This window comes from Flavobacterium anhuiense (assembly GCF_001705175.1).
Classification (GTDB): domain Bacteria; phylum Bacteroidota; class Bacteroidia; order Flavobacteriales; family Flavobacteriaceae; genus Flavobacterium; species Flavobacterium anhuiense.
Genome location: NZ_CP016907.1, coordinates 2,513,387 through 2,526,389 on the forward strand (window position 1 = coordinate 2,513,387; position 13,003 = coordinate 2,526,389).

At 30.5% G+C, this 13,003-nt stretch carries 12 protein-coding genes; 10 read left to right on the forward strand and 2 right to left on the reverse strand.

What is annotated here, in order from left to right; translation table 11 throughout:
* Positions 1-12 precede the first annotated feature (12 nt).
* The 8 genes from BB050_RS10925 to BB050_RS10960 all read left to right on the forward strand — a co-directional run bounded on the left by BB050_RS10925 (position 13) and on the right by BB050_RS10960 (position 8,988).
* Complete coding sequence (locus BB050_RS10925) at positions 13-963, forward strand: hypothetical protein (protein ID WP_066033592.1); 951 nt, start codon at positions 13-15, stop codon at positions 961-963.
* A gap of 15 nt (positions 964-978) precedes the next feature.
* Positions 979-1,995 carry an exostosin domain-containing protein gene (locus tag BB050_RS10930; RefSeq protein ID WP_066033593.1) on the forward strand — a complete coding sequence of 339 codons (1,017 nt, stop codon included), beginning with the start codon at positions 979-981 and terminating at the stop codon, positions 1,993-1,995.
* On the forward strand, positions 1,992-2,987 hold the full coding sequence (locus BB050_RS10935) for a glycosyltransferase family 2 protein (protein ID WP_066033594.1): 996 nt from the start codon (positions 1,992-1,994) through the stop codon (positions 2,985-2,987). The genes BB050_RS10930 and BB050_RS10935 overlap by 4 nt, the downstream gene beginning before the upstream one ends.
* A 1-nt stretch (position 2,988) precedes the next feature.
* On the forward strand, positions 2,989-3,969 hold the full coding sequence (locus tag BB050_RS10940) for a glycosyltransferase (RefSeq protein ID WP_066033595.1): 981 nt from the start codon (positions 2,989-2,991) through the stop codon (positions 3,967-3,969).
* Position 3,970: 1 nt separating this feature from the next.
* Positions 3,971-5,089: a glycosyltransferase gene (locus BB050_RS10945; RefSeq protein ID WP_066033596.1), complete on the forward strand. Its 1,119-nt coding sequence runs from the start codon at positions 3,971-3,973 to the stop codon at positions 5,087-5,089.
* Positions 5,086-6,171, forward strand: a complete 1,086-nt coding sequence (locus BB050_RS10950; RefSeq protein WP_066033597.1) for a glycosyltransferase family 4 protein — start codon at positions 5,086-5,088, stop codon at positions 6,169-6,171. Before BB050_RS10945 ends, BB050_RS10950 begins: the two co-directional genes overlap by 4 nt.
* A gap of 18 nt (positions 6,172-6,189) precedes the next feature.
* Entirely contained in the window at positions 6,190-7,530 is a 1,341-nt protein-coding gene (locus tag BB050_RS10955) for an O-antigen ligase family protein (protein ID WP_066033598.1), read from the forward strand.
* A gap of 63 nt (positions 7,531-7,593) precedes the next feature.
* Positions 7,594-8,988: a sugar transferase gene (locus tag BB050_RS10960; protein WP_066033599.1), complete on the forward strand. Its 1,395-nt coding sequence runs from the start codon at positions 7,594-7,596 to the stop codon at positions 8,986-8,988.
* Positions 8,989-8,994: 6 nt separating this feature from the next.
* Here the strand turns inward: BB050_RS10960 and BB050_RS10965 are convergent, their stop codons facing one another.
* Positions 8,995-10,131 (reverse strand): lipoprotein N-acyltransferase Lnb domain-containing protein, encoded by a 1,137-nt coding sequence (locus BB050_RS10965; protein WP_083219828.1) that lies wholly within the window; start codon positions 10,129-10,131, stop codon positions 8,995-8,997.
* 33 nt (positions 10,132-10,164) lie between these two features.
* Positions 10,165-11,232: a putative type IX sorting system protein PorV2 gene (locus BB050_RS10970; RefSeq protein WP_455550102.1), complete on the reverse strand. Its 1,068-nt coding sequence runs from the start codon at positions 11,230-11,232 to the stop codon at positions 10,165-10,167.
* A gap of 193 nt (positions 11,233-11,425) precedes the next feature.
* Between BB050_RS10970 and BB050_RS10975 the strand changes: the two genes are divergently transcribed.
* Together BB050_RS10975 and BB050_RS10980 are read left to right on the forward strand one after the other, a co-directional pair.
* Positions 11,426-12,136 (forward strand): CDP-alcohol phosphatidyltransferase family protein, encoded by a 711-nt coding sequence (locus BB050_RS10975; RefSeq protein WP_066033602.1) that lies wholly within the window; start codon positions 11,426-11,428, stop codon positions 12,134-12,136.
* A 9-nt stretch (positions 12,137-12,145) separates the two neighbouring features.
* Positions 12,146-13,000, forward strand: coding sequence for a glycoside hydrolase family 25 protein (locus BB050_RS10980; protein ID WP_008464441.1), 855 nt, complete (start codon positions 12,146-12,148; stop codon positions 12,998-13,000).
* The last annotated feature ends 3 nt before the right edge of the window (positions 13,001-13,003 follow it).

A 13,003-nucleotide genomic window follows, 5' to 3' on the forward strand; every position in this document is an offset into this window, starting at 1 on the left:
GTTGAAAATTATATGAAGTTACTCAGAAAGAAAATTGCGCGTTTTTACAAACAATTGATTTTACTAAAATATTATTCTAAAAAATTTGTTTTTTCTAGCAAACAAGAAAAAACAAAGATTATAATCTGTTTTGATGGTAATTTAACACATGGCGGATTAGTAGATCGGTTAAAAGGGATAATTTCTTTGTATGAGATTTCTAAAATTTTAGATTTTGAATTTAAAATTTTCTTCACACATCCATTTGAATTAACAAATTTTTTAGAGCCAAACGCAAGTGATTGGATTATCAATGAAAAAGAAGTTAAATACAATGTTTTTTCCTCTAAAATTGTTTATTTAATTAACGATTTTAAAAGAAAACCTCTTCAAATTTTTGAGAAATCTAAAGCAAAAACTTTTTTTGTTTATTGCAATGTCGATTATTTAGCCAAGTTATACCCAGCTAAAAATGAGCAGGAGATAAAATTTATTTGGAAAAATAATTATGACCACCTATTTAAAACCTCAAATTATCTACAAGAAAAATTAAATATTCTTAGTTCTGAACCAAGGATAGCATTCCATACTAGATTCACTACTTTAATGGGAGATTTTTCAGATTCAACAAAAATGATTTTGAATGAAAATGAAAAGTTGAATTTAATTCAAAAAGTTATAAAAGCGATTAATGATAAAGCCAACCAATACCCTGACAAAGTAGCATACATATTTTCTGATAGTGATTTTTTTTTAAATCATGTTAGAGCCACAACTAATTATAAGACTTTGGCAGGAGTCCCAAAACATATAGAAAATAATAATTCTGATCTTGATTATCATTCTAAAACATTTCTTGATTTTTACTATTTAGCAGGAAGTGAGCATGTATTTTTAGTAGCAATTGATCAAATGTATTACAGTAGTTTTTCAAAATATGCTGCTATAATAGGAGAGGGCAAGTTTAAAAGCATAACGAATTAAAATATCTGCTAGAGTATGGTGAAGATATATACAGAACATCTTTTCTTGACAGAAGATAATAGAAGAATAATATTTCCACTATTATTTGATATGGTATACCTGCCAAATAATGGCACAAGGTCAAATTTTATTTTTGTAGATTCTCTTTCTGAAGCTGACGTTGCCATTTTTCCTGTAGACATTGTTTCTTTTTTGAAAAAAGATAAAAGCAATTTTTTTCATAATTGGATTGCGAAAATGTCACAAAATAAAGTGCCAATTTGGATTTATACAGCTGGTGATTTTGGATTTACTTTTAAGAATGAAAATGTTTTGACTTTTAGAATGGGAGGTTTTAATTCGAAGTTACCAACTAATACTTCCATAATGCCTTCCTTTGTGAATGATCCATATAATAAAATTTTAAAAGACGATTTTTTTGTGCTTCCCAAAAAAGAAAGGCCAAGTATTGGTTTTGTAGGCAATGCAAACGGCTCTCTTTTTAAGTTCATTAAAGAGTTTATTCTCTATTTAAAAAGAGTTATTATTAATTTGGGATATCGATATCCAGAAGATTATCATCCTTTTTATCCAGCTGGAAGAAAAAGATATAAACTTCTCTATAAACTCCAAAAAGATAAAAGAATTCAAAGTGATTTTATTTTTAGAGATAAATATAGAGCTAGAAATGAAAATAAAGAGAAAACAACATTAGAGTTTTTTAAAAACATTCAGGATAATTTATATACTTTTTGCCTGCGCGGAAATGGAAATTTTTCTGTTCGATTTTATGAAGCATTAATAATGGGTAGAATTCCTGTTTTAATTAATACAGATGTAAGGCTACCATTAGAAGATTTAATTGACTGGAACAAACATTGTGTTATTGTTTTAGAAGATTCGATAATTCAAGACTTACTAAACTTTCATTCTTCTAAAACAGAATTTGAACTTGAAGAAATACAAACTAATAATCGAAAATTAGTATTGGAAAGATTAAACAGAGTCGATTATTTTGTTCAAATTAGTAATAAATATTTAGAAAGTAAATGAAGTTTTCTCTAATTATCTGTACTTATATGCGTCCTGAGCCGTTATTAAAATTACTAATTTCGGTTCAAAATCAAGTTTTTTATCCAAATGAAATTTTAATTATTGACGGTTCACTTAATGACAGAACTAAAGTTGCTCTAGATAATAAGGAATTCAAAAATTTAAAATATTTTTTAGTTTCTGATAAAGAAAGAGGGTTAACGAAACAGCGTAATTTTGGAATTTCCAAATTAGATCCTACCAGCGATATTGTATGTTTTTTGGATGATGACATTGTTCTGGAATCTAATTATTTTCAAAATTTATTAAACACATATCTTTTATTTCCTGAAGCATTAGGAGTAGGAGGCTATATTGTTAATGAAATAAAATGGGACATAATTCCTGAAAATTATAAGTTCAAGATTAATGAATTCTATTTTGATGGATGGAAACGAAAGGATGGAAGTCGTTTTGTACTAAGAAAAAAACTGAATTTAGACAGTAATACTCCTCCAGGATTTTCACCTAATTTTTCACATGGAAGAAGTGTTGGTTTTTTACCTCCAAGCGGAAAGATTTATGAATCAGAACAATTAATGGGTGGCGTTTCATCTTTCAAAAAATCAGTATTTGAAGAGTTTTCATTTTCAACTTATTTTGAGGGTTACGGTTTGTACGAAGATGCGGATTTTTGTTTAAGATTGGCAAAAAAAGGAAAATTGTACCTTAATACAGAAGCAAAGCTGAACCACTATCATGATCCTGCTGGTAGGCCAAACCAGTTTCACTATGGCAAAATGGTAGTTAGAAATGGATGGTATGTTTGGCGAACAAAAAATCCTAATCCAATTTTGAAAGATCGTTTGAAATGGAATGTGATCACATTTTTATTGATTTTGATACGATTTACAAATGTTATTAATGGAGCTGAAAAAAAAGCCACTTTTACAGAAGCAATAGGACGAGTTGTCGGATGCTTTAGTTTAATTTTAAATAAACCTAAAAGATAAAATGAAAACAAAAATTTACATTTATGGACTTTGTAATATATTCTATGATGCATATTATATTCAAGGGCTAAGTGAGGTTTGTAAGAATTTTGAATTTAATGTATCAAAGTTTCCAGCATTTAGTCAAGGCACATTTGCGGTAATTATTGAAGAAGGAAATCTATCAAAAAAAATAATTATAGACTCAAGAGATTCTAGTGAAATTGGCACTGCAGAGCTTGAATGGTGCAATGTTTACGGAAAAATAAATTATAACACTAAGGAGTTTTCAGCTAATCATAATAAAAAAATTGTTCCTATTGGTCCAAGTTTTGGGGTTAAAATCTGGAATTTAAGTGAAACATTGTATTTTTTAAGTCTCAATTTTATTAGGTTCAGAAAGAACATTACAAATAAAAAAGAGTTTGTAGCAAATTATTGGAGACAATATAAAAGGCTAGAATTGAAAAAATACAAGCATGTAAAATCTTCTTTGAATGAAATTTTTTTTATGAACTCAATTTGGAAAAAAGAAAATGAAACGAATGAGAATAGGGCTTTATTTATTGAAACATGTAAAAACAATTCGAATCTTATTTTTGAAGGAGGCTTTGCAGCTAGAACTAATGGAGACAATTTAGGTTTCGATAAATTAGTTTATTCAAAAAAAATTCCACTTAATATTTATATCGAAAAAATTAAAAACTCTGCATTTGTATTCAATACGCCAGCTGTTCTTTCTTGCCACGGCTGGAAATTAGGAGAATTTTTAGCTCTTGGGAAAGCAATTATTACAACTCACCATTATAATGAATTGCCGGCAGTTTTAGAGAATGAAAAGCATGTTTTGTATATTGGAAATAAAGACGACTTGCAAAAAAACATTAAGAAATTGATAGATGATCCAACCTTTAAAAATAGTTTAGAATTGGAAAGCCGAGAATATTTTGAAAAATATTTAGCGCCTCAAAAAGTTATTTTAAGATTATTAGAAAGAAACTAGAATGAATTTTTTAATAATAACCCATGTCAATCATATTCATAAAGACAATCAATATTTTGGTTATGGTCCATATATTGGAGAAATGAATATTTGGTTGAAATATGTAAATAAAGTAACAATTGTTGCTCCATTAAAAAATGGAAATATTTTGCCTATTGATCTATCTTATCAGTGCGATAATGTAAACTTTAAAAATGTTCCAGATTTTAGTTTTACATCATTAAAAAGTAGAATAATATCAATTTTTAAATTGCCTATTATTTTCTGGAAAATATATCTGGCAATGAAAAAAGCCGATCATATTCATTTAAGATGCCCAGGTAATATGGGATTAGTCGCTTGTTTTGTTCAAATTCTATTTCCAAATAAAATAAAAACTGCTAAATATGCGGGTAATTGGGATCCAAATAGCAAACAACCTTGGACATATAGATTACAGAAATATTTGTTAAAAAATACTTTCTTGACTAAAAATATGAAAGTTTTAGTTTATGGTGATTGGAAAAATCAATCTAAAAATATTAAATCATTTTTTACAGCTACTTACTCTGATTCTGAAAAAGAGATAATCGCTAAAACCAACACTAATTTATGCTTTAAGTTTCTTTTTGTTGGAAGCTTAGTGGATGGGAAAAGACCTTTGTATGCAATAAAATTGATTGAAGGCTTGATTAAAAAAGGTTGCAATGTCACATTAGATTTATATGGAGATGGTGTAAAAAGAAGTTCTCTTGAAAACTATATTCAGACTAACAATTTAGAGAAATATATTTTCTTAAAAGGGAATCAAAATAGAGAAACTTTAAAAAAGGCGTATAAAGAAAGTCATTTCGTTGTATTGCCATCAAAAAGTGAAGGTTGGCCTAAAGCAATTGCAGAAGGAATGTTTTGGGGATGTGTTCCTATTGCTACTAAAGTTTCTTGCGTTCCATCTATGTTGGATTTTGGAGATAGAGGTATTATGTTGGAAATGAATTTAGAGAACGATTTGAATGAAATTATGAAAATAATTGAAAATGATGGAGTGTTTACGAATAAAAGCAAATTAGCTGTGATTTGGTCACAAAAATATACAACTGATGTTTTCGAAAAAGAAATTAAAGCAATGTTGCAAGTATGAGAATCGTACAAATAATAGATTCCTTAGAAACTGGAGGAGCAGAAAGAATGGCAATAAATTATGCCAATGCACTTTCGGAGAAAGTTGAATTTTCGGGTCTAATAGCAACTCGTAAAGAAGGTTTGCTTTTAGATTATTTAGATGAAAAAGTGGCATATTTATTTTTGAAAAAAAAATCTAGTATTGATCCAAAAGCTCTTTCTAGAATAATTAGCTATCTAAAAGGAAATAAAGTAGAAATAATTCATGCACATAGTTCATCATTTTTTATTGCTGCTTTAGCTAAAATTTTTATTCCAAAGATTAAAATTATATGGCATGATCATTTCGGTATTTCTCAAGATTTAGATTCGAGAAAAAATTTGATATTGAAAATAGCATCATTTTTATTTCTAGGAATTATTTCAGTAAATGATTATCTGAAAAAATGGGCTTTAGATTATTTACATTGTCCAAATGTTACTTACTTCCCTAATTTTATACTTGAATCAATAGATTCGTCAAGTAATTTTAAACTAAAAGGGATTGAGGGTAAAAGAATAATTTGCGTTGCCAATTTGCGTCCGCAAAAAAATCATGAACTATTGATAAATGGAGCGCAAATGCTTCATCAAAAATTTCCAGAATGGTCATTTCATTTAATTGGTAAAGATTTTTATGACGACTATAGTAAAAATCTTGTAAAAAAAGTAAATGATCTTCAGCTTACCGAAACAGTATTTTTCTATGGCGAGATGAATAATACACAAAATTTACTCAAACAATCTGAAATTGCTGTCTTGACTTCTCGCTCAGAGGGACTTCCTTTAGCTGTTTTGGAATATGGATTGTCGAGCTTACCAGTTGTTGCAACAGATGTTGGCGAGGTAAAAAAAATTATACAGTCTCAGCAAGAAGGTTTGTTGATAGAATCAAATAATTTGGAACAATTTGTAAAAGCTGTTGAATATTTGATAGAACAAGAAGAAACGAGAAAAATAATAGGGAAAAAGCTCTTTTCCCTCGTTGAGCAGAATTTTAGTGAAAAATCAATTTTGAATGGGTACATCGCATGGTTGGAATCTTTGACTACTTTTGCGTGATAAACCGTTATTTATTAAATGAAAAATACAAAATTTAATTATACATCATTAATCATTCTGCATATTGTAATAGCATTTGTTGTTTTTGCACTTCCTTTTTTGTCCAAAATTTATGCTTTTCTGATTCCTGTTATTGGGGCTTTTTTTGTTTTTAAAAATAAAAACAAGAACAATGAAGTATTATATGTAAGTGCTTATCTAGTAGGAGCTGAGGTTTTTTTACGTATGACAGGCGGAAATTTTAACAATGAGTATGTGAAGTATTTGGTCGTCTTTTTTATGCTTTGTGGCATAATTTTTAAAAACTTTTCTAAAAGCGCATTCATATTCTCATTTTTTTTAATACTACTATTACCTGCTGTTTTAATTACTACAGAAACAGCCAGTTTTGATATCGATATTAGAAAAATTCTAGTTTTTAATTTATCTGGCCCTTTTTGTTTAGCTATATGCGCAACTTATATGATCAATAGAAAGATTGTATTTAATGATCTCCAGAATGTGTTAAAATCAATTGGTTTTCCTATAATAACAACTACTATTTATCTGTTTTTATATACGCCGAGCATAAAAGAGGTGGTCACAGGTACTCAATCAAATTTTGAAACTTCTGGAGGATTTGGTCCTAATCAAGTTTCTACAATATTGGGATTAGGCATATTTGTTTTTTTTTCACAATTAATTTTATTTTCAAAAACTAAAAAGGATATTTTTATTAATGGAGGCCTACTTATCTTTATAAGTTATAGGGGTATTGTAACTTTTTCAAGAGGAGGGGTTTTTACCGCAATAGCCATGATTATTTGTCTTTTTGCCGTTGTTTATTATCTCTCTAATGCAAGAGGAAAGAGTAAATTTATTGTCGTTTTTGCTTTAACGGGTTTAATGTCTATTGGAATATGGACTTATAGTTCCTTACAAACAAATGGACTTATTGAGAAACGATATGCCAATAAAGATGCTCGTGGGAGAGATAAAAAAGATCATTTAGGTGGTAGAGAAGAAGTTATGAATGCAGAAATAAATTTGTTTTTGAATAATCCTATTTTTGGTGTAGGAGCAGGAATGAGTAAATATGAGAGAGTTGAAGAATTAGGACAGGAAGTAGCTTCACACAGTGAAATTACAAGGCTAGGTGCAGAACATGGAGTATTTGGCGTGCTTGCATTTTTAATTCTTTTTTTTACGCCAATCGTGAGTTATATAAATAACAAGCAACATTTATATTTTCTATCATTTTTTATATTTTGGATACTGACTATTAACCATGCAGCCATGAGAATAGCCGCACCAGCTTTCGTATACGCACTATGCCTACTTTCAGTGCAAATAAAAATTCCTGAAGAAACAGAAAATTAATAGATTAGTTATATTTTTTGCGATACATTTGCTTTGCCCTAACCAAATTAAAACCTACAAGAGATGTTATCAAAAAAGAAAATGCATTTCGAAATCTCGGAGAGGAAGATCTTACTCCTTTCCTTCGATGCTGTTTTTATTCTATTTGCTTTATATTTATTAAGCGCAATCTTTGATTATCATTATTTCGCCTTTGATTTAAGTAGCTCGCTTAGCATACTTTTACTAGTCAGCTATCTTTTTGTCTTTGGTGTAATATTTGAAATCTATAATCTACAGGTAGCAAGCAATCATCTGCAGATTCTGCAAAATGTCGTTTTTACCGCAACAGCCACTGTTTTGGCTTATTTGTTTACGCCCGTTCTTTCGCCTGTATTGCCCAAACAAAGATTAGTAATAGTAATATTTTATTTTACAATACTAATTACATTGTTGCTTTGGCGTTTGTTCTATTGCTATTTTCTAGCCTCTCATCGTTTTTCGCAAAATGTTGTTTTGATTTGTGATCAAAGTGAAGTTGAAAAATTAGTCTTAGGATTGGAAAGCGTTGATCCGCATTACAAAATTATTGGTTTCGTTAATTCCGATTCTGTTGCAGATGAAAATTTAGATTTTCATTATGTAAACGAAATAAAGAAAGAAGATTTAGAACGTTTCGTCTCTACACATTATGTCTCAGAAATTGTAATTGCTTCTCAGAAAACAGATGGTATCACTTCCGATCTATATCACCAGCTGCTTCATTTATTAGAAAAAGGATATATCATACGCGAATACACACAAGTTTACGAAAGCAAAACACAGCGGATTCCTGTTCATCACATAGAAAGAGATTTTTATAGATTTTTCCCCTTTAGCAGAAGTAATAGTAATAAACTGTACTTGTCTTTGGTTCGTCTTATCGAACTCATGTTTTCTATTCTGGGGCTTTTAATCAGTCTAGTTTTTATTCCGATAATTTTTCTCTGCAATCTATTTGCCAATAAAGGAAGCCTTTTTTACACTCAAGAAAGAGTAGGGAAAAATGGAGTAGTTTTCGAGATTTACAAGTTTAGAACTATGACCGAGAATTCAGAGGCAAACGGAGCTGTTTTTGCGACTCATAATGACAAAAGAGTTACTCCATTTGGTAAATTTATGCGGAAGTCTAGAATTGATGAACTTCCTCAATTTATTAATGTCTTAAAAGGAGATATGGGCGTAATTGGCCCAAGACCTGAGCGACCATTTTTTGTTGAAGAAATTGCCGCTGTAATGCCTTTTTATGAAACGCGTCACGTAATTAAACCTGGACTTACGGGATGGGCGCAGGTTAATTATTCTTATGGGGAATCAATCGACGAAAGTTTAGTTAAACTTCAGTACGATTTGTATTATATCAAACACAGAAGTATATTTCTCGACCTAAGCATTACTTTCAAAACCATTACGACGGTTTTATTCTACAGAGGTCAATAAAAAATTTTAGATTATAATCGGAATTGGTTTTTTGTTGCGAATAGCTGTTCGCACTAAAACCACTCCGCTTGTAATGATCAACGGTAAAGTGATAAAGAAATGTGCCTTATTGATTAAAAATAAAAAGTAAATCACTAAAAGGACAAAGTTGATCAGCGAAAATCGATACGTCCATAGTTTGTTTTTGAAAATTGAAAACAAAACTAAAACCAATAAAAGCGGACTAAAAAGCAGTACGTTATAATTCATCGCCAACTCTTGGTGGAATGAATAAAATCCCATTATTACAAAGAATATCCCCATTAAGGATAAAATCAAAAAATAGATTTTATCGACTGTTTTGTTTCTAGCAAAGATTACAAAAAGCAGAATAAAGAGATATGTGTAAATGTTATTCCACCAAGATTTCGGTGTTTCTTTCGTAAATTCTAGTAGCGTTTTGCTTTTAGCTACAAGAGGTTTATTCTGGAAAGTGGTTTTATCTAAACTGTTTTTCAATTCAAATGGAAGGAAAATTCTGGTTCCCATTTGATCAACTTTAGTTCCGAAAATAATGCTAGTTCCTAATTGATCATAAAAATGCCCGTCAAAATAAGGAAATAGGATAGAACGATAGGTCTTGTCTGTGTCTCCTTTTTTAGTTATTGCATTTTGATTTAGTGATTTATTAATAACATCAACAACCATCGAGGTGCAATTTTTATCAATAAATTTATAAGTATAATATCTTTCTTCAGAAAATAAAGAATGATTCAGATTGTCAAATATTTTTTGTTTTAAAGGAAGACCAATGAGAAGTTCTTGTTCATAAACACTTCGTTTATCATTGCTATATTCACTTATAAAATCAGAAAAAGGATGAGTAATAATAAAATATTGTAAATCACCTTTCGCGAATTTGGCAACGAAATTAGGGGTTCTAAAATCAAATGCGCCATAATTATAAACGATATCAATATTATTTGATGGATCAAATACACGAACAGCGGTATGTCCAAAATAAGAATAAGTCTCATTTCCAAGTCCGCAAGTCAAAATGCTTATTTTGGCGTCTTTAGATAAAGGTAAACTTTGGCTGAAACCAATAAAACTTGCTAAGAATAATAAAATAAAAAGTGCTTTTTTGAACATGACAGTTTTCATGATTTAAAATTTTAAATGTTTTATGGTTTCTAATTATCTAAAGATACCCAAATCTACTTTTAACGAAAAAATATTAGAATATAATGCGGTACTTTGGTTTCCTAAATCAGTCAAAGCGTAATCAATTTGTATGCCTTTATATCTAAATCCCAAACCAATATTAGGCTGAAAATTTACTTTTTCGGTGTTATCTAGCTGCGTTACATTCTGAAAGTTTCCTGCTCCAGCGCGCACAAAAACTAAATCGGTATAGCCAAACTCAAACCCTAGAGCTGGGTCTATACTTATAGCTTTTGAAGAAATAATGTCATTTGTTTGTTCAAAACGCATATTTAAATTAGCTGAGGTCACAAGACTGCATTCGTTATGAAAATCAAATCTTTTCGAAACTCCCAATTGTGCTTTTGGCAATGTTATCTCTGTGCTTTCTGGCAAAGTATTATTTTCTCCCGGAATTGCATTGGCGATTTTTTCATATTCTTCTTCATCAATATTCCAGACGTTGTAAGTTGTAGTGATGTCGCGAAGCATTAAACCAAATTTCCAATCATTTCTTTCAAATTGAAGTCCAATATCAAATCCAAAACCCCAAGAATTGGCAAATTTTCCAATCACTCTTCGAATTACTTTTGCGTTTACACCGTATTGAAATCCGTCAACAGGCAGTTTTCTTGCATAAGAAAAAGTAAAACCATAATCTGCTGTAGAGAAGAGGCTGATTCTGTTGTAATCAATATTTCCTTGATTATCGATTAACTGTGTAGTGTCCATAATGTCGTCTACTCCAAAACGAATCATCGAAATTCCCCAAGCACTTCTGTCGTCAATTGGACTTGCGTAACCAATGTAATCGTATTGCGCAATATTGGCAAAGTAGCTGGCATGCATTAAAGCGATTTGATGATCTTCGAGATGCGTCAAACCTGCTGGATTCCAGTAAACTGCATTTACGTCATTTGAAGAGGCAGTTACAGCACTTGCCATTCCAAGAGCAGCAGCATCGACCCCAATATTCATAAATTCATTCGAATATTTTCGAACGGTTTGTGCATACTGAAAAGTACAACTCCAAAAGAATAAAAACACTAAATATTTCTTCAACTGATATGTTTTTGCAGATCGAGGCCTGTTTTAAAAATTTTTATCAAAAATATAATATTTTACTCATCTAATAAGTTCCTTTGCTTAAATATTCCCAAAGTCGCGCTTCGAAATAAAAAACTCTCGAAAAAACTCGTTTTGCATCCAGTTATTATACTAAATTTGTTCTCAGCCATTATCAAATTTTTAAGCTATGAATATCAAAAAGCATATCCCAAATCTAATTACATTAATAAATCTTTTCTGCGGTTGTGTCGCAATTGTTTATGTTTCTCAGAACGATTATTTAATGGCTTTTTATATGGTTTGCTTAGGAATCTTTTTTGATTTCTTTGATGGTTTTTTTGCCAGATTATTTAAAGTGTCAAGTCCGCTTGGGTTGCAGTTGGATTCTTTGGCAGATATGGTGACAAGCGGCGTAACGCCTGGATATGTGATGTACAGCATGTTTACCAACAGCGCACACGAGTTAGGATCGCATCCAGCAATTCCGTTTTTAGGATTTATTATCACTTTAGGATCTTGTTATCGTTTGGCTAATTTTAATATCGATACACGCCAGACGGATTCTTTTATCGGATTGCCTACACCTGCAAATGCTTTGTTTATTTTGAGTCTTCCTTTAGTTATTTCGTTTTCAGATTCTTTGATGGTTTTAGAAATCTTAACCAATCAATGGGTTTTATTGGTGATAACGCTGTGCAGTGCTTATATTTTAAATGCTGAAATTCCGTTGTTTGCTTTAAAAATTAAAAAATTCAGTTTGAAAGAAAATGCACTTCAAATTGTATTTTTGATCATTTCTGTACTAATGATTGCGTTGCTTCAATATATGGCAATTCCGTTGATTATTGCTTTTTATGTATTGCTGTCGATCATTAATAATCTTTTTTTGAAAAAGTAATTCTGTTTAATGGCAAGAAAAACGACTTATCGTAAAACATATTCAAGAAAACCAGCTGGAAGATCTTTTCTAAGCAGACTTTTTCGAGGACTTTTATTGATTTTTTTCGGACTTTTATTCATTGGGATAATTTATCATTATCGCAAAGGGCTTGCTTATTATTTAGGTTTTAGAACAGAAAAAGTTTTAGAAGAAGATGAGGTTGATAAACATCTTTCTGATGTGCGAAACATTCGAGTTCTCGAAAATCATAAAGGAAAAGTAATTGGAATTGATGTTTCTGAATTTCAAGGAAAGGTAGATTGGGAAGAAGTCGAAATCTTGGACGAAAAATATCCTGTCCAGTTTGTTTTTATCCGTGCAACAGCAGGAAACGATCGTGTAGATAGGCAATTTAAAAGAAATTGGGAAGGTGCAAAAGAAAATAAAATCATGCGTGGCGCCTATCATTATTATCGCCCAAACGAAAATTCTATTGAACAGGCAGATCTTTTCATTAAAACAGTAAAATTGCAGAAAGGAGATCTTCCGCCTGTTTTAGATATTGAAAAATTACCTAAAAATCAGCCTTTGGACAGTTTGAAAAAAGGCTTGAAACGTTGGTTGAATAAAGTGGAGAAACATTACCAAGTTCGTCCAATAATTTATTCAGGAGAAAGATATTATTCAGATTTTTTAAAAGAAGAATTCGGAGATTATTTGTTCTGGATTGCGAATTATAATTTCTACAGAGAAAAAATCGAAGATGACTGGTTGTTTTGGCAGTTTACAGAAAAAGCTTCTCTGCCAGGAATCAAACATCGCGTTGATGTTAATATTTACAACGGCGATTTAGAACAATTGCATTTTATTACAGTGGAATAAAAG